Source organism: Kibdelosporangium aridum, assembly GCF_900176515.1.
In the GTDB taxonomy this organism is placed as follows: domain Bacteria; phylum Actinomycetota; class Actinomycetes; order Mycobacteriales; family Pseudonocardiaceae; genus Kibdelosporangium; species Kibdelosporangium aridum.
This window is the reverse complement of the sequence record NZ_FWXV01000005.1, coordinates 484,448-507,045: the sequence shown is the minus strand read 5'-3', so window position 1 is coordinate 507,045 and position 22,598 is coordinate 484,448. Positions and strand designations below refer to the sequence as shown.

The window sequence follows — 22,598 nt, the reverse complement described above, 5'->3', positions numbered from 1 at the left end:
ACGATCTCATATAAATCGAAGACTGAAAACCATGGTTCGTCTCATTTTGCCGCCATAGGGTCCTCTTTTGTGAAGGTTGCACGAATCCACGAGCACGGCGGTCCCGAGGTCATCCGGATCGACCACATCGACATCCCCACGCCGGGCGACGGCGAAGTACTGGTCGACACCGAGGCGACGTCGTTCAACCCGACGGAACTGGCTGTCCGCCAAGGGATCTTCCAGATCGAACTCCCGCACACCCTCGGGTGGGATCTCGCGGGACATCACGACGGCCGGCCCGTTGTCGGCTTCGTCGACAGCGGTGCGGCGGCGGAGTTCACCATCGCCCCGACGGACAGGATTGTGCCTGCACCCCAGAGCATTCCGCTGCGCGATGCCGCCGCGATCCCGCTTGCCGGCCTGACCGCGTGGCAGGTGGTCGAGTACGTCACCAAAGGCCAGAAGGTACTGATCAACGGCGCGGGCGGCGGGATCGGGAGCTTCGCCGTCCAGTTGGCCAAAAGGAAAGGCGCCTACGTCATCGCCACCGCGAGTTCCCGTAGCACCAAAGCCGTCCACGGCTACGGAGCCGACGAAGTGATCGACTACACCAGGCAAGTGCCGAAGACCCCGGTCGACGTGATGATCCACTTGGTCGGCACTCCCCCGCCATGGCCTCCCCCGGCGCGTGAACTGGTCATTTCCGCCGCCGCCCCGGTCGAAGCCGACGTGCCCACGAAACACGTCGTGATGCGCTACAACCGGGACATGCTGGCCGAACTGGTCGAAATGATCGACGCTGGACTGGTCACAGTGGACGTGACGGCGCGCTATCCGCTCGATGCGATGGCCGAGGTGCACCGGAAAGCCGGCGAGTTCCGCGGCAAGGTCATCGTCGCGACGCGGTGACCACGAGCCGGCGTGAGTTCTCCCGCAACGGCTCGATCATCTTCGCCTCCTTGGCGAGGTCGGCGATGGCGGGGTCTGTGCCGTCGTCGGCCTCGACGGCGGCGTCGTAGATCGCGTACTGCCGGGGCAGCCACTCCGGGCGGCCGTAAACCTCCACATCGGACATTTCCGTGAACAGACCCGGGATGTCGCTGGGAAAGCGCTCGACTTCCACGCCCGTGTTCTCCCACGTGGTCACCACGACCCGGCCACCGGGCTTCAACACCCGCGTGATCTCCCGGACCATCGCGGCCGGATCCGGCACGAGTTGCAACACATCAATGGACACCACAGCATCGGCACACCCTGACGGCAACCCCGTATCGGCGACGTCCGCGACCACGAAACGAGCCGAAGCCAAGCCAGGAAAGAGATCCTGACGCGAAGCAGCGTCCGCGACAGCCACCTTCGAGGAATCGACGCCGATCACACCGGCACCGGCTTGGGCGGCCAGCCACATCCCCGGCCCGCCCCGGCCACAGCCGAAGTCGACCAGCGTGCTGCCAGGGGAAAGAGCCAGCAGCGAGGACACGAATTCCATGCCCTGCATGGGAACGAACGAGAACGGCTGGATCGAGTCAGGCAGGCCCTCGCCGAACAAGGCGAGATGTCTGGCACTGGCCCGCCAGCGCTGATAGCCCTCGTCGTACATCAGACCCCCAATGCTTTGGCGAGAACATCAAGCACCGTCGCCCGAACCCCTTCGACGTCGTAGTAGCTGTGCCGCAGGACCTGCGGGAGCAGCAGGCCGTCAAGGATGCCGACCAGCAGTGTCACCATGTTCTCGACGTTGTCGACCTTGAAGACCCCCTGTTCGACGCCGCGGCTGATGGCGTCGAAGAACGGACGGCTCCAGTCGCGCTGCAGTTTGTCGCTGTGCTCCCGGAGTTCCTCGTCATGCATCGAGGCATACCAGAACTCGATCAGCACCCGCCACATGTTCAGGTCGTTCGGATCCAGCGAGTGGTCGACCAACGCGACGAGCCGGTCCCACGGTGGCGCATCGGGTTTGATCGCAGCGAGGCGCTCGACCTCGCGAGCGCAGGAGAAGTGCAGCGCTTCGACAAGCATGTCGTCGCGAGAGCCGAAGTAGAACTGCAACGTGCTGACGGCCACGCCGGCCACTTTCGCCACGTCGGTGAAGCGGGTGCGGTCGTAGCCCCGCTCGACCAGCACCTCGACCACGTGGTTGAGGACCTCCGCGCGTTTCTCGCCGCCAGCTCGCCGTGGGCTCATGGGGTTACCTTACTCACGGCGATACTGTACCGTCATACGGTATGAAAGTACGAGACAATCGCTGGCTCGTTCTGGGGCTGATGTGCAGCGGGCTGCTGCTCGTGGCGATGGACAACACGATCCTCAACGTCGCGCTGCCCGCGATCGCCGCGTCGCTGCGGCCGAGCGCGACCGGACTGCTGTGGATCGTGGACCTGTATTCGCTGGTCGTGGCCGGTTTGCTGGTCACGGCGGGCACTGCGAGTGACCGCCTGGGGCGCAAGCGGTTCTTCATCGCGGGAATGGTGCTGTTCGGCGTCGCGTCCGTGGTCGCGGCGGCCGCGGACTCCACGACGATCTTGTTGCTGTCGCGCGTGCTGCGTGGCATCGGCGGGGCAATGATCATGCCGGCCACGTTGTCGATCATCCGGACGGTGTTCACCGACGACCGCGAACGGGCGTTCGCGATCGGTATCTGGACGTCCACCGCTGCGGCCGGGGCGGCGATCGGGCCGATCGTGGCCGGGGCGATGCTGGAGCGGTTCTGGTGGGGATCGGTGTTCCTGACCAGCCTGCCGATCATCGTTGTGGCCGTCGCGTTGACGATCGTGCACGTCCCGGAGTCGCGCGACCCGAACCCGGGCCGCTTCGACCCGCCGAGTGTGGTGTTGTCGATGGCGTCGATCGTCGGGATCGTCTATGGCATCAAGGAACTGGCCAGTCACGCCTCGACGACCGCGGCGGTGGCCCTGGCAGCCGGGCTGGTCCTCGGCGCCGTGTTCATCCGCAGGCAGAACCGGCTGGACAGCCCGCTGCTGGACTTGTCGCTGTTCAAGGCCAAGCGGTTCACGGCCGCGACGCTCTCAGTGTTGCTGTCGTTCTTCGGGTTCTTCGGCGTGGTGTTCTTCCTGACGCAGTACTTCCAGGTGTACGAAGGCTTCAGCCCGCTGACGACCGGCGTGTGGCTGCTGCCGCTCGCACTGGCGAGCCTGCTGGCGTCCCCGCTGACCGGAGCGATCGTTCGGAAGTTGGGCATGCGGATCGCGCTGGCCGGCTCGTTCGGCCTGATCGCGGTGTCGCTCAGCCTGTTCGCTCTGCTCGGCGGAAGCTCGGACAACGTGATCATCGTGCTCGGCTTCGTCGGCCTCGGCATCGGCGCGAGCATCGCCGCCACCGCGGGCGCGCAGGCGATCATGACGAGCGCGCCGCCGGAGCGGGCTGGTGGTGCGGCGGCGATCCAGGAGACGTCGTTCGAGCTCGGCGCGGGACTGGGGGTCGCGATCCTGGGTAGCGTGATGGCCGCGGAACTCGGCGGGCGCACGATCGCGGAGGCCGGCAAGGCCGCGTTCTTCGACGGGCTGGCCACGACGGCATTGGTCAGCGCGGGCGTGATGCTCGTGACCGCCGCACTCGCGGCGTTGTGGTTGCCTGCCCGCGAAGCGGAGTTCGTCTAGTCGTCACCCAGCCGGGTGCATCTGCGTCCAGGATGGACATTCCGGACGTGAAGATCACTAAGCTGTGGCGCCATGCGAAGGACCTGGATCGCTGGCACGATGGCGGTGTTCACGGCGATCGTGGTCATCACCCCGACAAGCGCGACCGAGCAGCTGCTGCTTCCGGACCTGCGTCAAGGGCCGCCGGGCTGTCCCGGTGGGTACGCCGGCGACCCGTCCGAGTGCTACGACTGGGACGTCTGCATGGTCACGGACCCGGACGCGCCGAACGGGGACTGTGTCACCTCCGGCGCGATCCGGGCCGTACGACTGCGGTTCACCACGGCTGAGGACAACGTCGGCGACGGACCGCTGCTGCTGTTCGGCCGCCGGGACGTCCAATCGGACACAATGGACGTCCGGCAAGCCTTCCAGGAAGGCAGACACGGCCAGATCCCGGCGTCCTACACCGAGGCCCGGCAGCAGACGGCGAACTCGATGTACTACGAACCCGCGCCGATGCACCAGCATTGGCACCTGATGGGCTTCGAACAGATGCAGCTGCGCACCCCTGACGGCGAAACCGTTGTACGCGACCGCAAGAACGGCTTCTGCCTCGGCGACCGGTACATCAACGCCGACTTCGACACCCTGCCGAACGCGGCCCGCGACGCCGACACCCCCGAGTACCGGCTGTCGGAGTACTTGCAGGACAACCAATGCGCCTTCAAGGATCCGTCAGTGACCGACGTCAAAGTCGGCATCTCGGTCGGCAACGGCGATGACTACCGCTACGACGTCGACTTCCAGTGGCTGGACATCACGCACGTCCCGTCGGGGACGTACGACCTGGTCAACACGGTGAACGCGAACCGGTCCCTGCTGGAGACCAACTACGACAACAACACCTCGTCGATGGCCTTCGCCATCCAGTGGCCGGATCGCGCCCACCACGCGCCCACCGTGATCACCAAGCCGCCGAAGGTCACCCTGTTGCGCGGCTGCCCGGGCGCGGACCGCTGCGCGACCGGGAAAGACCTGCGCCCCAGGGTGTCCAGCGACCAGATCCACCACCCGAAGCAGCACCGCCGGCACCACTAGGCCGCGAGGATCTCCTGCGTCACCCGTTCACCTGACTCGATGGCGCCGTTCATCCACGCGATCCACAGTGACGTGTGCTCGCCCGCGAAATGCACTCGCCCTGCGGGCTGCATCATCGCCGGACGCATCCAGGTCAGTTCGCCGGGACGAGTCCAGCCCCAACCGCCACCTGCCCACGGGTCCTCCTGCCACACCTTCTCAGCGCACCCGATGAGCTGCCCACTGCTGCCAGGCAACAAGTTCTCGACCATCGTGCGCATCCTGCCGACCCGGCGACGGCCGTATCCGGCGTACGCCAGGGCATCCGTGTCGAACATGTAGCTCTGGATCATGCCGAACCGCGGATCGGCCTGTTGCGAGCTGGTGTTCCAGATGCGGCCCGCCATCGTGTCGGTACCGACGAGGTTGACGCCGCCGAGCGGCCCGAGTGGATCCTTCTCCCAGAACCGGCTGCGGGTCTGGAAGTAGCAGCGCGCGGCCGGGAAGTACCGCAGTTTGGCGATCGCGTCGGCCTTGGTGCCGGTGAAATCCGTCGATACGCGGCGTAATGGCGCGAACGGCAGAGCGCACACGCAGCGATCGGCGCGGATCTCGTGGCGCCCGGAGCGGTCCCGATATCCAATCCGGACCGAACGTTCGTCTTGGGATATCCGGATGACCTCGCTGTTGTACTTGATCCGCTTGCCCAGCGCGGCTGCGAAGGCGTACGGCAGCTTGTCGTTGCCGCCCTTGATGCTCTGCGGGGTGGAGCCGAAACTGACGGCCTCCATCGCCAGAACTGCTGCCGCGTTCCACTCCCCGCATCGGCCTTCCTGGGCGTAGAACATCTCCAGCAACGTGTTCGACGCACCCAACGAACGCCCGTAGGAGGCGAGCGTGTGCTGGTCGAGTTCGACGGCCGACGGCACGCTTCCCGGCCAGCCGGGGTCGAACACGTTGCCGAGCTTCGCGATTCCCGACCCGAGGATCTCGAAGATCCGCGTGACCGGATCGGGCTGCTCCCCCGGCCCGAACCCGTCCAGCGGCCACGCGGTTCCCTGTGGCGGGTGCAGGAACCGCTTGCCCTGGATGAAGTACGCCCGCTGACCGGTGTCGTAGGGCACCAGCTGCAGTCCGAATTCGTTGACGTACTTGAGGGTGTGCTCGTGCGTCTCGAAGATCCGGATAGCGCCGAGCTCCGCGTGCCCGCCGCGCACGAATCCCTCCCGTGCGGTCTGCACGCGCCCGCCAGGGCGGTTCTGTGCTTCCAGGACGATCACGTCGTATCCGTGTCGCATCAAGTTGTACGCGGCGGTCAGTCCCGCCAAGCCCGCACCCAGCACCACAACGCGGTTACCGCTCGCCGCGGCACCCCACGCTGACGAAACGCCGACAGCGGAAGCCGCCGGAACGGCCGCGGCTACGCGTAGCAGAGTTCTTCGATCCATACCAGGCAGAGCCACAACCCGTTCGGATGGTTCCGCTGGTCCTGCAGAGTGATTGTCTGTCCGGAAGTGGCCGAAAACGGAAAGCTCCTTCCCTCGCCGCCTAAGGTGTCTGCCCGGGGAGGTGTGCTCGACACGATGAACGGTCAAGTTCCATCGGCGGAACCCGGCCGGACCAAGGTGATCAACGCCGCGCTCATCGCCATCGGGACAGTCACTGTCGCCGTTGTGACAGACCCACCGGACGGTGTGCTCGGCTGGACTGCGTTCACGCTCGGCGCGTTGCTTCTCGCCGTGGTCGGCGCCGGAATGGTCGAACTCGTGCTGCGCTGGCTGCGCAGACTGCCGTATCGGCGGATCGGTGCCGTGGTTGTCGTTGGCGCGGTGGCAAGTGGCGTGATGTGGGTGGCGAAACCCTGGATCGCGCAGGCGATCGAGGACGTGTTCGTCCCCTGTGCACAGTCGACGCAGGTCAAGGCGCTGACGACACCGGAGCTGCTGGCGCCCTACCGGACCCTGGCAAACCAGTTCGAGGACGCCGTGGCCGAACGGAACGGCGATTGCCGTCCGGTGGAAGTCCACGTGTCCGCGATGCCCGCGGCCAGGGCGGCCGAAGGGATCAGTGCCGAGTGGACCGACGAGTACCTGCGTGAGGCGCCGCGGCCGGACATCTGGCTGCCGGAGACCAAGATGCACGTGGACGAGGTGTACACCCGCGGTCAGATCACCAGGTTCGGCCCAGGGATGAAGATCACGGACTCGATCGGGTCGACCCCTGTCGTCCTCGCGGTGCCCGCGGCCAGCGGGATCGACCCGAAGCAGCCGGAATGGAAAGGACAGACGTGGGCCGCGCTGATCCGGCAGCTGCAGGAAGCCGGAATCGGCCTTGTCCGGCCGGCCAGGTCGACCGTCAGCGAGTTCGCCACCGTGGCGATCTACGCCAGCGAAGGCGGCACGGTCCACTTGCGATCGAGTCCGGAACGGGCGCGGTCGATCGAATCCTGGTTGGACAGTTCCATGCGGGCAGGCCAGTATCCTCCCGGTGGGAGCGTCGCAGCCTTGCTGCGCAGGCAACATGAACTCGGCCCCTCCGCCGCGGCGATGGTCCTCTCCGAGCTGGACCTGATCCGGTACAACGAGGAAGTCCGGCGCGGTGCCCGCGGTCGTGGCTGCGATGCCCGTAACGGCCCGGAAAAGTGCATGTTCGCGGTGTACCCAGTGGACACGCACACCTTGGATCTCCCGCTGGTGATGCTGCAGTGGGCAGGCGTGCGGCGCAGCGCCGCGCAGGAGAAGGCCGCCGAGGATTTCAAATCCTGGCTGGACAGCCCGGATGGCCGTACCGCGATGGTGTTGCAACGGCTCCGCCCGCCACCGGGAACACCGCTGCAGGCGCCGCTGTCGGAGGAAAACGGTGTGCTGCAAGGCGGACCGGTGGCCAACGCCAAGGACAAGCTGACCAGTCCCCCTGCTGGGGTTCGCGCGGAGCTCCTCACGATCCAGCAAGCAGTCCGCACGACCGGACGGGTGCTGATCTCGTTGGACGCATCCGGTTCGATGCGCGAACGCGTCGGTGCGGAAACCCGGTACGAACTGGCCGTCAAGGCGATCACCGAGGTGGCGGGTAAACACGCCCCGATGTCGTACAACGTCTTCTCCTCGACGATGGGTGTGCGCCAGGTCGACCTGGCCTCGATCGGGCAGGTCCAGCCCGCCGGGAACACGCCGCAGCATCGCGCGATCCTCGATGGCATGCACACCGTGGGCCAGGGCGGCGTCTTGGTTCTTGTGACCGACGGCAACAACAACGTGAACGACGTGTCACCGGACCAATTGGCCGCGCAGACCGGAGTGCGGGTGCTTGTGCTGGCCTTCGGTGAGGCCAATTGCGGGACCCAGGTGTTGATGGACCTGACGAGCAGGACCGGCGGCGGATGCCGTCAGGCAGGTGTGGACACGTTGTCCGCCGACCTGGCCAGCCTGCTGCAGGGCGTGTGACTGGGGAGGACTCGACAGTGAAGTGGTCATCGTTCGGGCTCGGCGCGTCGGCGGGTGTGTTGGCCACCGCTTTGGTCTGGGCACTGGTGGCGTGGCCATCGCCGGATGAGGCCGGGCTCGAACCAGGCGAGCTGGTGATCATGTCCGGCAAGGACCAGAGCAACGGCGGCCAGCGCAAGGAACTGGTCGACCAGTGGAACCAGATGCACCCGAACAACCAGGCGAAGATCAAAGAACTTCCGCTCGGCGCGGACGAGCAGTACACCGAGATGGTCGCGCACGCCCAGTCCAACAGTGCCGATGTTGACGTCTACAACCTCGACGTGGCATGGACGGCTTTGTTCGCCGAACGCGGTTACGTGCTGCCGCTTGAGGACGTGAACACGGACGGCTTCCTGGCCAAGCCACTGCGGACCGCCCGGTATGAAGGGAAACTGTGGGCGTTGCCGTTCAACGCCGACGCAGGTCTGATGTACTACCGCAATCCCGGCGTGAAGAAGCCGTCCACATGGGACGACATCGCCGACGAGACGCGGCGGCTGTTCGCCGAGCCGCACAACACCAGCCTGGCGGCGGGCTACACCGCGCAGCTCGCCGACTACGAAGGATTGGTGGTCAACGCCCTGGAAGCGATCTGGGACGAGGGCGGCGAGGTCGTCGACGAGCAAGGCACGGTGCGCATCGACTCGCCTGAGGCTCGCGCTGGCCTGCGCAGACTCGCCGACGGACTGCGCGCGACAAGCAATCCGCGCCTGATCCTGCCGGAAGCACCAGACCACGACGAAACCTCGAGCATGACCGCGTTCGGCGAGGGCAAGGTCGCGTTCATGCGCAACTGGCCGGTGGCGTTCCGCAATCTGCAGAGCCTGGCGGCGGATGACGCCAATCAACCCGCCTTCTTCGCCGTGGCCGCGCTGCCCGGTCCCAGCGTGCTCGGCGGCCAGAACCTTGCCGTGTCCAGCAAATCCACCAAGCCGCGCGCGGCTCGCGCGTTGATCGAGTTCCTCACCAGCCCACGCAGCCAGCAGATCCTCTTCGAGCGTGGCGGGTTCGCGGCCACGCGCGAAGTCGTGTACCGAGATGCCGAGGTCCAGCGCCAACGCCCTTATGCCGAAGTGCTGCTGGATGCCATCAACAACGCCAAACTCCGCCCGGTGACCCCGTGCTACGTCCGGTTCGCCGAGACGTTCCGCGGCATCGTCAGGCCGATGCTGCTGAGTGGCGGCGGGCTGCCGCCTGACGCCACCCAGCGGCTAACCGACGCCCTAAAGTGCTAGCCCTGCCTCGGCGATGACCCAGTCGCGGGAATTCTCGGCGAGTGTCCGAAGCCGTGCCATGTCCACGCCGACGAGCTTGCCGTCGCGTTTGCGGATCTCCCCGCCGACGATCACGGTGTCCACATTAGATGTGTCCGCGCTGGTGACGACGGTGCTGACGGGGTCGACCAATGGCATGGTGTTGATGCTGTCCGCACGGATCAACACGATGTCGGCGTCCTTGCCGACGGTCAACGTCCCGGTCCGATGGTCGAGACCACACGCCGCGGCGCCGTTGCGAGTCGCGAACTGAAGGACGTCCTCGGCCGTCAACGTCGCCTGGAACGGGACATCCGGGTCGTCGCCGAAACTCTGAATACGGTCCTGCGCCAACGTGGTCCGCATCTGCGTGAACATGTCGCCGGGAACCGTGCTCACGACGTCCACACTGAGCGCCGGGGCAAGACCCGCGGCCAGTGAGCGGCTGGTCGGCGGATGCCCGTGCCCCATGATCATCTCGACATAGGGGGCGATGGACACCGTGCCGCCGCTGTCCGCGACCAGCTTGAACTCGTCCTCGCTCAACTCGTTGACGTGCACATACGTTGTGTCCGGGCCGAGCAGTCCGGACCGCTGCAGGTCATTGATCGGTTCCGTGCGTAGCCCGGTCACCCGCATGCCCGCGTGCACGGTGATCCGGGCGTCCAGCTCACGTGCCAGCTGCCAGTCTTTTTCGTACACTTCGGCTGGCCCGAAGCCCGGTCCCCGCAGGGCGAGTGCGAACGTCAGCAGCCCGTCGGACGAGGAGAAGTACTGCTCGCGGACGCGACGGGCGTCCTCCGGGTGAGGTTTGGACGCGTCCGTCAAGTAGTCAAGACGAGCAGGCGTTCCGTGCGCGTACATCGACCGGATGCCGGCCTCGGTCAGTCCACGGATCGCCGCGTCGGCGTGTTCGGGTGTGTTGTTGCAGTGCGACCAGTCGACGAGCGTGGTGATGCCCGCGTTCAGCGCCTCCAACGAGCCGATCAGGTTGCCGACGTAGACGTCCTCGGCCCGGTAGATCCCGCCGAGCTTGGCGATCATCACGCCGATGTACTCGTCGAGCGTGCAGCTCGGCAGCAGCCCACGCACCGCGGTCTGCCAGGTGTGCCGGTGCGTGTCGACGAAGCCGGGGATCACGACGGTGCCTGTCGCGTCGATGACCTCCGCGTCGCCGGTCGGCAGGCCGGTGCCGATGGCGGTGATCTTGCCGTTCTCGACCAGCACGTCCGCGCGCCGGTTGCCGACCTGCGGGTCGACCGACACCACGTACCCGTTGCTGATCAGTAGTCGCTGCGACATTTTCCCCTGCCCCGTGAAAGTCGTTGAACGTTGAATCAGATTCAACCGCATGAAACGAGTCGCAGGGTGTCGAGAACTCGCCGTTGCCTCGCGAGCGCACGCACCGCCCGCGAGGCAACGCCGGCGCTACGGCAGTTTCTCCAGCTGGAACGTGCCGGAGCCGTTCTCCTGGCCGGAAGCGTACTGCGCCAACGGAACTTCGGGCCCGGGTTCGCCGTTCAGCGGTGCGATCATCGACATCGAGTGCATGTTCTGGATGCCTACCGCGTTGGACGGCGCCACGTCCTTGTAGACGTAGAACCGGTGGTGCTTGTCGTTGACGCTGCCCTTGCACCCGTCCACCTTCAGCGCCACACCGTCGGCCACCTGCCTGCTCGGCACCTCAAGGCATCGATTCGTCTTCCTTGCCAGGAAGGCGTATTCCGGGAACTCGGCCGTCAACGGGCTGTGGCACACCCGCCAGTGCTGGTGCGTCCCATTGGTCCACGGCAGCAGCATGACGGCCTCAGCAGAACCGCTGAGCGCGTCCTGGTTGCCGGTGGAGATGCGGTAGTAGCCCGGTTCGCACACGAAACCCGCTGGCAGGCCTTGCACGCCGACGTCGGAGTCCGTGCCGCCACCGATCTGCGCAGGCTGAGGCTTGGGCTTTGCGCCTTCACAGCCCAGTTGCGCCCTGGCCAAGGCGCGGAGTGTGTTGGGCGGGACGGCGTCATCACAACTGATGGACCCCTCCTCGATGAACGAGAAGGTCGTGTACGTGCCACCTGGCCTGCGAACCCACTCGGTGCGCGCGGGTTCACCCGCACGGGACACCGCCGAGCAGTTCAGCGATACGTGGGTGCCCTGGACCACGCGGGTTCCCTTGTAGAGGCCGTAGTACCCGGGCTGGTTGAAGTTCCAGACGATCTTCAGCCGCTCGATGGCCGTGGTCGCCTTCGACGTCTTGGTGCTGAACCCGACCTTGATCGAGACCAGTTTGAGCAGCGCCTCCGCGCCGGTGCCGATCTCGGCGCTCTTGTTGACCTCGGTCGTGACCACAGTCTGTTGTGTCAGCTCGTACTCGCGTAAGCCGGTCGTTCCTTCGGTCACGTTGACGGCGGTGTAGTGCGTGATCGTCGGCGTGATCTCGGCTGTCTCGACCCAATGGTGTCGCTTGCCGAGGTCCGCCGACGTGCATGCGGCGCCCGGCACAGGCGCGGCCTGCGCGCTCGTCGATCCGGCGACTGCGAGGCCCGAGAACGTCATGGCCGCGATGGCCGTGGTGACAAGTCTGCGCATCTCCCCTCCTCATGGTGGTGAAACCGGTTTCCAACCCCGGAACGTAGTAGCGTTGCCACGCTTGGTGAACCGCTCGAAAGCCGCACCTGAGTACCGCTGAACGCGCCGAATGTGGGTAGAAGTCTTTACGTCACCTGCACTTTGTGGCACGCTCCGAGCCATGAAAGCGGTTGTGAAACCGGTTTCCGAGGTGCCGGCCACTATCTACGACGTGGCGCAACGCGCTAACGTCTCTCCTGCGACGGTATCCAGGGTGCTCAACGGCACGCAGCCGGTGGCACCCGCGACCGAGCAGCGAGTCCGAAAGGCGGTGGCAGAGCTCAGATTCCGGCCGAGCAGGCTGGGCGTGGCGCTCGCCGAGCGCAAGCACGCGGCGAACGGGATCGTGTTCCCCGACCTGTCCGGCCCCTTCTACACCGAGGTCGTGCTCGGCTACGAGGAGATGGCGGCCGAGCGGGGCAGGTCCGTGCTGATTCTGTCCACACGAGACAGAGAAGATGCCGCACAAGCGGTGTTGTCATTGGCAGACCGGGTCGACGGGATGGTGCTGTTCGGCCGGACCGTGAGCGACGAGGTGGTCCGCGAGGTCGTGGCCACTGGCATTCCGGTGGTGCTGCTGAACAGACCGGCAGTCGCGGGCACGGACGTGATCACGACGGAGAACGAGCGGAGCGCGTACGAGCTGACCGAGCATTTGCTCAGTCACGGCCATCGCCGGGTGGTCTACCTCGGCGACCCGAACGCGTCCGCCGACGCGGCAGGCCGGTGGGCTGGCGTGTCGAAAGCGTTGAAGGAAGCCAAAAGGCGCCGTCTGATCGCACCGTGCGGTGCGGACGAGAACGCCGGGTACACGACCGCGACCACGCTGTTGCAGGCGCCCAACAGGCCGGACGCGCTTGTGTGTTTCAACGACGAGGTGGCACTGGGAGCGATGCTCGCCGCCGAGGAACTGGGCCTCGACGTGGCGATCACGGGCTGGGACGACGTGATGGCCGCGCGGTTCGCCAGGCCGGCCTTGACCACCGTCCGCCAGCCGATGCGAGAACTGGGCGCGCTGGCCGCGGCGGCATTGGACGAACGGATCGCCGGTGCCCGCACCGAGTTGATCCACCGGGTGCTGCCGACCGAACTGATGATCAGGAACAGCTGCGGGGGACACAGCGCTTAAGGAGGAGCACAGTGAGGTGTCTCGTTGTCCTTATAGCAAGCCTGTTGACCATCGCCGCGTGCGGTCGCGAGACGCAGACCGGCGCGGCACCAACCCAAGCAAGCGCCGTCAGCGAAGGCAAAGCCACCGGTGAGATCACCGTGTGGGCCATGGGCGGCGAAGGCGAGAACCTGGGCAAGCTGGCCGCCGGCTTCGAACGGGAGAACCCCGAAGCCAAGGTCAAGGTCACGCCGGTGCCGTGGGACGGCGCGCACAACAAGATCGCGAACTCGATCGCCGCGGGTCAGACACCGGACATCAGCCTGGTCGGCACCACGTGGATGGGCGAGTTCGCCAAGACCGGCGCACTGCAGCCGACGCCGTCTTCCTTCGACCGCAACGCTTTCTTCCCCGGCCTGTGGGCCACGACCGAGGTCGGCGGCACGTCGTACGGAGTTCCGTGGTACGCCGACACACGGTCGCTCTACTACCGCAAGGATCTGGCCGAGAAGGCAGGCGTCAAACCACCGGCCACTTGGGACGAGCTGAAGTCCTTCGCCCATGCCATGAAGGACAAAGGCGGCGCGGCACAAGGAATCAACCTCCAGGCAGCCGGGTCCGGCGCGTGGCAGACGTTCATGCCGTTCGGCTGGCAAGCGGGCGCCGAACTCGTCGGCAGCGACGGCAAGTTCACAATGGACACACCGCAGATGCGCACCGCGCTGGAGTACTACACGTCCTTCCACAAGTCCCGGCTGTCCTCATCGGAACGGTTGGTGCCCGGCGCCCAGGTGGCGGACTTCGTCAACGGCAAGATCGGCGCGTTCATCTCCGGCGCGTACGACCGGTCGGTCATCCTCAAGCAGGGCGGGCCGGAGTTCGAGTCGAAGTACGGCGTGACCGAACTGCCCAAGGGCGACCGGGCGGCGAGTTTCGCCGGTGGCGGTGACCTCGTGGTGTTCAAGTCGGCCAAGAACAGCGACGGCGCCTGGAAGTTCATCAAGTACCTGAGCAGGCCGCAAGTCCAGGCCGAGTGGTTCACCATCCAGGCCGATCCGCCCGCGGTCCAGGCCGCATGGCAGGATCCGGTGCTGGCCAAGGACGAGTTCCTGCAGGTGTTCTCCCGGCAGCTCAAGGTCGCCAAGGCACCGCCGTCGATCCCGACGTGGGAGCAGGTCGCCGCGACCATCGACAGCGGGATCGAGCAGGCCGCCAACGGCGCACCCGTCGGGGACGTGCTGAAGACCATGCAGGCCTCGGCGAACTCGATCGGCACGGGGAACTGACGTGGCGCTGTCCCGCGCCACCCATCGCACGATCGTCGGCTGGACGTTCGCACTGCCGTTCGCGGTGTTGTTCCTGGTGTTCATGGCCGGGCCGGTGATCGCCTCGCTGGGCATGAGCTTCAGCGACATCCGCGGCACGGACCTGCGGACGCCACTCAATGTCGGCTTCATCGGGTTCGATAACTACATCCAGCTGTTCAGCGATACGCGGTTCATCCAGGCCGCGTGGAACACCGTGCAGTTCGTGGTGATCGGTGTGCCGTTGACGATGGCGCTGGCGCTGGCCGTCGCTCTCGGAATCGACCGCGGGATCACCAAGTTCCGCACGGTGTTCCGGGTCGGCTACTACCTGCCGGTCGTGACGAGCATAGTCGCGGTCGCCGTGGTGTGGCGGTTCCTGTTGCACCCGGAGAGCGGACTGGTGAACGGGTTGCTCGGGCTGGTCGGCATCGACGGGCCGAACTGGCTGGCCGACCAGGACCTGGCGTTGCCGAGTCTGATCGTGATGGCGGCGTGGCGCGGGATGGGCACGTTGATGGTGATCTTCCTCGCTGGCTTGCAGAGTATCCCGCGGACGCTGTACGAGGCCGCGGAGATCGACGGAGCTGGCCCGTGGCAGCGGTTGCGCGGCATCACCCTGCCGATGCTCCGCCCGACGCTGTTGTTCGCCGCGGTGATCACCGGGATCGGGTATCTGCAGGTGTTCGAGGAACCGTTCGTGATGACCCAGGGCACTCCCCTGGACCGCACGCTGACGGTCTCGTACTACATCTACAACCAGTTCGGCTTCGGCAACTACGGTTACGCCGCCGCGATGAGCTACGTGCTGTTCACCGTGATCGTCGGGTTGACCGTGTTGCAGTTCCGGCTGCTGCGGCCGAAGACGTGATGCCATGACGACCACACAGCTCCCCGCACCACCCACTGTGTCCACAGTGGAGCGCCCAGCGAAACCAGCTGCCAGGCCGGGCCACTGGTGGGTCTATCTGATCCTCACGGCCGGCTTGGCCGCGGTGATCTCGCCGTTCGTGTGGATGCTGCTCAGCTCGGTCAAGCCGACACGGGAAGTCCTCAGCTCACCGCCTACATGGTGGCCGCAGCAGTTCACCGGCGAGCACTTCCGGTCCCTGTTCGAGCGGCTCGATCTGGGCACGTACCTGGCCAACTCCGTGTTCGTCGCGGTCGCGGTGACCGTGGGCAACATGGTGTTCTGCTCGATGCTCGGCTATGTGCTCGCGAAGCTGTCGTTCCGAGGGCGGAGGCTGCTGTTCGGGCTGGTCATGGGCATGCTGATGGTGCCGGGCATGGTCACGTTCGTGCCGCTGTTCATCCTGGTCAGCAACGCCGGCCTGGCGAACACGTACTCCGGGCTGATCCTGCCGTACCTGGTGCAGCCGGTCGGTGTGTTCCTGATGCGGCAGTTCATCTCCGAGTTGCCGGACGAGCTGATCGACGCGGCCAGGGTGGACGGCGCGGGCGAATTGCGGATATTCGCCCGGATCGTCGTGCCGCTCTGCGGTCCCGCGCTGGCGACGTTGGGCATCATCACGTTCTTGGGTTCGTGGAACAACTTCCTGTGGCCTCTGGTTGTGGCCCAGACCGAGGACATGTACACGATGCCCGTCGCGTTGGCGCTGTACTCGGTGGGGCAGAACAGCATCGACTACGGCCTGTTGCTGGCCGGTGCGGTCGTCGTTGTCGTGCCGGTCTTGCTGCTCTTCACGTTCCTGCAACGGCATTTCACTCAAGGCATCGCCACAACGGGATTCAGGTGAGGCAATGAAACTCGTATCAATCCTGGCGGCAACCCTCTTGTTAGGCACCGCTCCGGCAGCCACAGCGGAACCAAAACCAGCGCTGTACGGATACGCCGTGGACACATGGCGGTCGTTCACCGCGATGCTCGACCCACGGACCAACCTGGTCGCCGACAACATCGGCGGTGACCTCAACCCCGTCACTCGCAGCAAGTACACGTCACCAACGAACATCGGCGGCTACCTGTGGAGCACGGTGGTTGCCCGTGACCTGGGCATCATCGACCGCCGCGAAGCAAGTACCCGGATCGACGCCACTCTGGACACCTTGGCCCGGCTGAAGAAGCACGAACCCACCGGAATGTACTTCAACTGGTACGACCCGGCGAACGGTGAGGTCTTGAGGATCTGGCCGGAGGACGGCAACCCGGTCCACCCCTTCTTGTCCAGTGTGGACAACGGGTGGCTGGCGGCCGCGTTGATGGTCGTACGGACCGCCGAGCCGTCAGCCCGCCACAAGGCCGAGAAACTCCTCTACGGTATGGACTTCGGCTTCTACTACAACCCGAAGTCCCGTGGCGACGACTTCCCCGCCGGTCAGCTGCGAGGTGGGTTCTGGCCGGAGAAACCGCCCGGCTGCTCGGTGTTCGACAAGGACGTCTACTACACCTGCAACCACTACGACATCCTGAACACCGAGCCCAGGATCGCCAGCTACATCGGCATCGCGCTCGGCCAGATCCCGCGCGAGCACTACTTCGGCACGTACCGGACGTTCCCGGACACCTGTGACTGGTCATGGCTCAAGCAGAAGCCTGTTGGCGTGCACCGGTCCTATCTGGGTGTTCCAGTCTTCGAGGGCACGTACAGCTACAACGGCAAGCGGTTCGTGCCGACGTGGGGCGGCGACATGTTCGAGGCCCTGATGCCCGCGCTGTTCGTGCCCGAGGAACGCTGGGCGCCCAAGAGCTGGGGCCTGAACCACCCGATCTACGTCCAAGGCCAGATCGAGCACGGCCTCGGCGAGGCGAAGTACGGCTACTGGGGCTTCTCCCCCGCCAGCAACCCGCTCGGTGGCTACGCGGCCTACGGCGCGCCGCCGCTTGGCATGGACCCTGCCGGATATCCGTCGGACCTTGAAGGCACCAAGGTGGACTACGGCTTCGGCGAATGCCGTGCGCCCGGACCGGCACCGCAGAAGTGGGGCGACGGCGTCGTGACGCCGCACGCGGTGTTCCTGGCTCTGCCGTATGCCAAAGACGCGGCACTGGCCAACTTGGCGAAGTTGAAGCGGAGCTTCGGAAACGTCTACGGCCCTGGCGGGTTCAAGGACTCGATCGCGGTGCGCAGCGGCAAGGTCGCCGATCGGTACCTGTCGCTTGACCAAGCCATGGTCCTCGGCGCGATCGGCAATTCACTACGCCACGACCTCGTGCGCAACGCGTTCACGCGTGGCGAGATCGAACGAGGTATCCGGCCGTTGCTGGCCATCGAGGAGTTCAGTATCCGAAGGGTAGGCACGTGAGCGAGCTTGCGAGCGAACCATTCAACACAGTGAGCAGCTCATGCGACTTCAGTGGGCACAGCGAGGAGAGGGCATGAGCATTACCGACCTGGAAACTTTGCGCCCGCCCGCCAACGTCGTCGCGGCAGGCGGGCGGGCGCAGGTGACCCTGTCCTGGGATCCCGTCGAAGGTGCCTGCGGGTATCAGGTCTATCGCGCCGATCGCGCGGACGGGCCGTTCGAGCCGGTCGACCACCTCGGGTTGGACGTGCTGGCGGTTCCGCACTCGCCGTACTGCGACACGACCGGCGAACCCGGGCGTCAGTACTGGTATTCCGTGGCAGCGCTCAGTTCCGTGGACACTCCGGGTACGCCGTCCGCGCCGATCGCGGCCACACCATGGACAAGTGGATCGGCTGAGGTGGAGTTCGTGGTGGCCGCGGACTCGGACGCCGGTGTGCTTCAACGGCCTTGGCGATTCATGATCGGCTCGGAGCACCTGTCGCACCTGTTGAGCACCGAGACCACCGGCGGACGTCCGATCGGCACTGAGCTGGCGGCCGCTCTGGTCGCGGCGAAGGACAACTTCGGCGCCCAGACAGTCCGGGCACACGGAATTCTGTGCGATGACTTGGGCGTTTATCGTGAGGTCGACGGTCGGCCGGTGTACGACTTCACCGGCGTCGACCGGATCTACGACCGGCTGCTGTCACTGGGTCTGCGGCCGGTGGTCGAACTGTCCTTCATGCCGGCGGATCTGGCGTCCGAACCGGACAGAACGGTGTTCTTCTACCGGGCGATCATCTCCCCGCCGAAGGACTGGGACAAATGGGCAGACTTGATCCGCGCTCTGGTCAGCCACCTGATCGAACGCCACGGGCGGGCCGAGGTGCTCGAATGGAGCTTCGAGGTCTGGAACGAGGCGAACCTGGAGGTGTTCTGGAGCGGGACACCGGCCCAGTTCTGGCGTCTGTACGAGGTGACCGCCAGGGCAGTCAAGGACGTCGATCCGGCGCTGAAGGTGGGTGGCCCGGCATCGGCCGCCGCGGGCCAGATCGACGAGATGCTGTCCACAATAGACCCAGACACCCCCGTCGACTTCGTGTCCACGCACACCTACGGCAGCCCGCCACTGGACATCCGGCCACAACTCGCCCGGCACGGACGGCCAGGGCTTCCGATCTGGTGGACGGAATGGGGTGTGAGTCCGAAGCACTTCCACCCGGTCAACGATTCGGTGCTGTCGGCGGCATTCCTCGCGCGAGGGATGCGGTCGGCAGCCGGGCGGATCGAGGCGTTGTCGTACTGGGTCGCCTCGGACCACTTCGAGGAGCTCGGCCGGCCACAATCCTTGGCGCACGGCGGTTTCGGCTTGCGCACCGTCGGTGATCTGGCGAAGCCGAGGTTCTGGGCGCTGACAATGCTGGAACGGCTGGGCGATCGAGAACTCCACATCTCGGCGCACGGCGACGGCGCGGGATCGTTGGTCGAAGCGTGGGCAGGCCGTGATCCTGACGGCAGCGTGGCGGTCGTGGTGTGGAACGGCACCCTCGACCAGTCCAAAGCAGACGGACATACACCGCTGAACCGGACCGTCAAGCTGCGGTTCACAGGCCTGTCGGGCCGCTACACCCTGAGGCATTTCCGCGTGGACGAGCACCACTCGAACATCACAGGAGTCTGGGGGCGGATGAGCAATGGCGCCGCATGGCCAACCGAGGAGCAATGGGAGCGGCTGCACGCCGCCAACGAACTGGCGCGGATCGGGGAGGATATCGAAGTGGACGCGGATGTCGAGATGGCGTTCACGCTTCCGATGCCGGCCATCTCCCTGATCGAGCTGGTCCCGCGGTGACCTGGTGGCGAGAGGCCGTGGGCTATCACGTCTACCTGCGTGGTTACCGCGACTCCGACGGCGATGGGATCGGCGACCTGCCCGGCCTGTTGTCCCGGCTGGATCACCTGAGCGACCTGGGGGTGGACGCGGTCTGGATCTCGCCGTTCTACCCGTCACCACAGGCTGATTCCGGCTACGACATCACCGATCACCGTGCCGTGGACCCGTTGTACGGCTCCTTGTCCGATGTGGACATGCTGGTCGATGCGGCACGGCGGCTCGGGATGCGGCTGATCGCCGATGTCGTGCCCAACCACACGTCGGCAGAGCATCCCTGGTTCCAGGCGGCGTTGCGGGGCGGGCCCGAGCGGGCCCGCTACCACTTCCGCGCCGAGCCGAACGGCTGGGAGTCGATGTTCGGTGGCCCGGCGTGGACCCAGACGCCGGACGGTCAGTGGTACCTGCACTTGTTCAGCCCGCAGCAGCCGGATCTGAACTGGACGAACCCGGACGTGGCCGACGATTTCGACCAGACCCTGCGATTCTGGCTGGACCGTGGCTTCGCGGGCGTCCGGATCGACGTCGCGGGCGGGCTGGCCAAGCACCCGGACTACGCCGATGTGGACTCGCAGGCGATCCACCCGCATTGGGACCGGCCGGAAACCGAAGCGATCCACCGCCGCTGGCGCGCGGTGCTGGACTCGTACGACGACCGCGTCGCCATCGGTGAACTCTGGGGTTCGCCGGACCGGATCGCCGCCCGGGTCACTGCCGGCCGGTTGCACCAGGTCTTCCAGTTCGACTGGGCGGTGGCGCCGTGGGAGTTCCTGCAGGACACCGCGGCGCAGGCGATCGAGGCCCTCGGCAAGGTCGGCGCCCTGCCGACGTGGGTGCTGGGCAGTCACGACCTCCCGCGCGTGGCAAGCCGCTACGGACTGCGCCGCGCGCTGGCGAAAGCCCTGGTCACCTTCGCGTTTCCCGGTTCGGCGTGGATCTATCAGGGCGATGAACTGGGCATGGAGAACGCCGAAGTGGACTACGGCGATCCCGGCGGCCGAGACGGGTTCCGTGCACCGATGCCATGGGACAGCTTGCCCGCCGAACCACTCACGATGTACCGCAAGGCAATCGCGCTGCGTAAGCGCTTCCTCGTCGGCCAGCCGTTCGACTGGTTGCCGGAAAGGCGTGATGTGCTGGCGTTTCGGCGTGGTGACGTGGCGTGCGTGCTCAACACCGGCCAACAGCCAGTCACATTCCCCGGTTACCCACTGCATCACAGTGGGCCGCTCGTCGGGGACCTGCTGCCGCCGGACACTGCGGTGTGGACTGTCTTAGGTACTAGTACCTCTGCCGCTTCCCTGTCGGAGGACCGATTGCCAGAGTGACCGCGTGCGAGTTCTTCCTTCATCCCGGCGCGCCCGCAGGTGGACGATCATCGCGGTGGCCACCGTGTTGGTACTGGTCGCGGGCACGTTCGGGCTGCAAGCGCTGACCAGTGCCCGGACGTGGCAGTTCTTCGGCGGGCTCACCGACCGCGTGGACACGACGCAGAAAGTCGTCGCGCTGACGTTCGACGACGGGCCGGTTCCAGCAGGTACGCAGCCGCTGCTGGACGAGCTCGCCCGTGCGCAGGTGCCTGCGACGTTCTACCTGATAGGCCAGGACATGGAGAAACACCCCGAGCTGGCCCGGTCGATCGTCGCGGCCGGGCACGAGCTGGGCAATCACACGTATTCGCATGAGCGGATGGTGTTGGTGACACCGGGGTTCGTGGCCGAGGAGGTCGAGCGGACCGACAAGCTGATCAGGGACGCCGGTTTCCAGGGTGAGATCACCTTCCGCCCGCCGAACGGCAAGAAACTGCTGGCGCTGCCGTACTACCTGGACGAGCACAACCGCAAGACGATCATGTGGGACGTCGAGCCGAACACCTACCCGGACGTGGACGCCAGTGCCGAGCGGATCGTCGACTTCACCGTCGAGCACGTCCGGCCGGGCTCGATCATCCTGTTGCACGGCATGTACGCCGGCCGCGAGCAGACTCGGCGGGCGGTGGGGCCGATCCTCGACCGCTTGAAGGCGGACGGCTACCGGTTCGTCACCGTCGGCGAACTGCTGACGTATCAGGGGAAGTAGACACGAACTACCCAGTGCAGCCCTCGCCGGCCGTACACCAGCCGCGATCCGAAGTGGCGTTCCAAACTGGACAGTCCGTAACCTGCGCCGCGCGGCCTGATCACGCCCGGGATCCGGTTGCGGACTTCGACGTGGACATCGTTGACAGTCACCGTTGCCTTGGTGCCGGGGCCCGCGTGTCTGAGAACGTTCGTCAACGCCTCTGCGACAACGCGTTGCGCCCACTCCGGGATGTCCGGCAGGTCGTCGAGGACGAGTCCGGCTTGCCGCAAGCGTTCGACAAGTTCAGACAGGTCGGTTTCCCGGTCCGGCACGACGTCGTCACGCAAGTCCGCCAGCGTACGCCGGACTTCGGTCATCGCTTCCCGCCCAGCGGCAAGGATCGCGTCCACCCGGCCGCGTTCCGCCTCAGTCAGTGTGCCGGCCGATCGCAGTGCCTCGGCCTGCACCAACATCACGGTCGTGGTCTGCCCGAGCGTGTCGTGCAGGCGCATCGCCGTGCGCTCACGGCGATGCGCCGCCTCCAGTTCAGCCCGTTCGGACAGGTGCTTCTGCCGCTCGACGCCGAGTGTCCACGCCACAGCGGAAATCGCGAGCGTCAGCATGCCGCCGTTGACCGGTCCCTTTACTGTGGACATCGCCGAAGCGATGGCCAGCGCGGCACCGGAACACAGCCACAGCCTGCTCGACGCGCTGTAGATACCGATCAGTACGGGAACGTATCCAATATTCACTGTCAGACCGAGTAACACGTGGACGACCGTCGCGGCCGTGACTGCCACCAGAACTGTTACGGGCGCGCGTCTGCGCGCCAGCAACGGCACGATCTGCGCGGTACCAAGCAGAATGGCCAAGGTCGTGGACCAAACACCGCTGCCCCAGAACAACACGGCCACCATGAGCGCTATTCCGGCGTCGGCCGGCCACCTCGATCGCACGCCTTAGGTTAAGGTGG

Annotated in this window: 19 protein-coding genes; 13 read left to right on the top strand and 6 right to left on the bottom strand. The window is 66.0% G+C overall.

Features of this window, described 5'->3' with window-relative positions; translation table 11 throughout:
- Nucleotides 1-69 precede the first annotated feature (69 nt).
- Entirely contained in the window at nucleotides 70-891 is an 822-nt protein-coding gene (locus B9C43_RS29660; protein WP_084430220.1) for an NADP-dependent oxidoreductase, read from the top strand.
- On the opposite strand, the gene B9C43_RS29655 is transcribed toward B9C43_RS29660, so the two are convergent.
- A complete protein-coding gene (locus B9C43_RS29655; protein WP_084430219.1) occupies nucleotides 872-1,582 on the bottom strand; it encodes a class I SAM-dependent methyltransferase in 711 nt (236 codons plus the stop codon). The genes B9C43_RS29660 and B9C43_RS29655 overlap by 20 nt on opposite strands.
- Nucleotides 1,582-2,166, bottom strand: coding sequence for a TetR/AcrR family transcriptional regulator (locus tag B9C43_RS29650; protein WP_051895363.1), 585 nt, complete (start codon nucleotides 2,164-2,166; stop codon nucleotides 1,582-1,584). The genes B9C43_RS29655 and B9C43_RS29650 overlap by 1 nt, the downstream gene beginning before the upstream one ends.
- A gap of 41 nt (nucleotides 2,167-2,207) precedes the next feature.
- On the opposite strand from B9C43_RS29650, the gene B9C43_RS29645 reads away from it, so the two are divergent.
- Entirely contained in the window at nucleotides 2,208-3,599 is a 1,392-nt protein-coding gene (locus B9C43_RS29645) for an MFS transporter (protein ID WP_084430218.1), read from the top strand.
- A gap of 72 nt (nucleotides 3,600-3,671) precedes the next feature.
- Complete coding sequence (locus B9C43_RS29640) at nucleotides 3,672-4,679, top strand: lysyl oxidase family protein (RefSeq protein WP_084430217.1); 1,008 nt, start codon at nucleotides 3,672-3,674, stop codon at nucleotides 4,677-4,679.
- On the opposite strand, the gene B9C43_RS29635 is transcribed toward B9C43_RS29640, so the two are convergent.
- On the bottom strand, nucleotides 4,676-6,106 hold the full coding sequence (locus tag B9C43_RS29635; protein WP_084430216.1) for a flavin monoamine oxidase family protein: 1,431 nt from the start codon (nucleotides 6,104-6,106) through the stop codon (nucleotides 4,676-4,678). The two genes, B9C43_RS29640 and B9C43_RS29635, sit on opposite strands and share 4 nt — an antisense overlap.
- 135 nt (nucleotides 6,107-6,241) lie before the next feature.
- Here B9C43_RS29635 and B9C43_RS29630 point away from each other — a divergent pair, with 135 nt between their 5' ends.
- Both B9C43_RS29630 and B9C43_RS29625 read left to right on the top strand, forming a co-directional pair.
- Entirely contained in the window at nucleotides 6,242-8,101 is a 1,860-nt protein-coding gene (locus tag B9C43_RS29630) for a vWA domain-containing protein (RefSeq protein ID WP_143446671.1), read from the top strand.
- 17 nt (nucleotides 8,102-8,118) lie between these two features.
- Nucleotides 8,119-9,378, top strand: a complete 1,260-nt coding sequence (locus B9C43_RS29625; RefSeq protein ID WP_160096768.1) for an extracellular solute-binding protein — start codon at nucleotides 8,119-8,121, stop codon at nucleotides 9,376-9,378.
- Here B9C43_RS29625 and B9C43_RS29620 read toward each other — a convergent pair.
- Nucleotides 9,367-10,698: an amidohydrolase family protein gene (locus B9C43_RS29620; protein WP_084430213.1), complete on the bottom strand. Its 1,332-nt coding sequence runs from the start codon at nucleotides 10,696-10,698 to the stop codon at nucleotides 9,367-9,369. The genes B9C43_RS29625 and B9C43_RS29620 overlap by 12 nt on opposite strands.
- A 126-nt stretch (nucleotides 10,699-10,824) precedes the next feature.
- Nucleotides 10,825-11,976, bottom strand: a complete 1,152-nt coding sequence (locus B9C43_RS29615; RefSeq protein ID WP_084430212.1) for an RICIN domain-containing protein — start codon at nucleotides 11,974-11,976, stop codon at nucleotides 10,825-10,827.
- 160 nt (nucleotides 11,977-12,136) lie between these two features.
- On the opposite strand from B9C43_RS29615, the gene B9C43_RS29610 reads away from it, so the two are divergent.
- The 8 genes from B9C43_RS29610 to B9C43_RS29575 all read left to right on the top strand — a co-directional run bounded on the left by B9C43_RS29610 (nucleotide 12,137) and on the right by B9C43_RS29575 (nucleotide 21,643).
- Entirely contained in the window at nucleotides 12,137-13,144 is a 1,008-nt protein-coding gene (locus B9C43_RS29610; RefSeq protein WP_200825737.1) for a LacI family DNA-binding transcriptional regulator, read from the top strand.
- Between the two features lie 44 nt (nucleotides 13,145-13,188).
- The gene (locus tag B9C43_RS29605; protein WP_200825736.1) at nucleotides 13,189-14,409 is read left to right on the top strand and encodes a sugar ABC transporter substrate-binding protein; all 1,221 of its coding nucleotides are present in this window, start codon (nucleotides 13,189-13,191) and stop codon (nucleotides 14,407-14,409) included.
- A gap of 1 nt (nucleotide 14,410) precedes the next feature.
- Complete coding sequence (locus tag B9C43_RS29600; protein ID WP_235038905.1) at nucleotides 14,411-15,298, top strand: carbohydrate ABC transporter permease; 888 nt, start codon at nucleotides 14,411-14,413, stop codon at nucleotides 15,296-15,298.
- Nucleotides 15,299-15,302: 4 nt separating this feature from the next.
- Nucleotides 15,303-16,184, top strand: a complete 882-nt coding sequence (locus tag B9C43_RS29595) for a carbohydrate ABC transporter permease (RefSeq protein WP_084430210.1) — start codon at nucleotides 15,303-15,305, stop codon at nucleotides 16,182-16,184.
- 4 nt (nucleotides 16,185-16,188) lie between these two features.
- On the top strand, nucleotides 16,189-17,691 hold the full coding sequence (locus B9C43_RS29590; RefSeq protein ID WP_084430209.1) for a glucoamylase family protein: 1,503 nt from the start codon (nucleotides 16,189-16,191) through the stop codon (nucleotides 17,689-17,691).
- 73 nt (nucleotides 17,692-17,764) lie between these two features.
- Complete coding sequence (locus B9C43_RS29585) at nucleotides 17,765-19,525, top strand: GH39 family glycosyl hydrolase (protein ID WP_200825735.1); 1,761 nt, start codon at nucleotides 17,765-17,767, stop codon at nucleotides 19,523-19,525.
- On the top strand, nucleotides 19,522-20,892 hold the full coding sequence (locus B9C43_RS29580) for an alpha-amylase family glycosyl hydrolase (protein ID WP_143446669.1): 1,371 nt from the start codon (nucleotides 19,522-19,524) through the stop codon (nucleotides 20,890-20,892). The genes B9C43_RS29585 and B9C43_RS29580 overlap by 4 nt, the downstream gene beginning before the upstream one ends.
- 4 nt (nucleotides 20,893-20,896) lie before the next feature.
- Nucleotides 20,897-21,643: a polysaccharide deacetylase family protein gene (locus B9C43_RS29575; RefSeq protein WP_084430206.1), complete on the top strand. Its 747-nt coding sequence runs from the start codon at nucleotides 20,897-20,899 to the stop codon at nucleotides 21,641-21,643.
- Here the strand turns inward: B9C43_RS29575 and B9C43_RS29570 are convergent.
- On the bottom strand, nucleotides 21,631-22,581 hold the full coding sequence (locus B9C43_RS29570; protein WP_143446668.1) for a sensor histidine kinase: 951 nt from the start codon (nucleotides 22,579-22,581) through the stop codon (nucleotides 21,631-21,633). The two genes, B9C43_RS29575 and B9C43_RS29570, sit on opposite strands and share 13 nt — an antisense overlap.
- Between the last annotated feature and the right edge of the window lie 17 nt (nucleotides 22,582-22,598).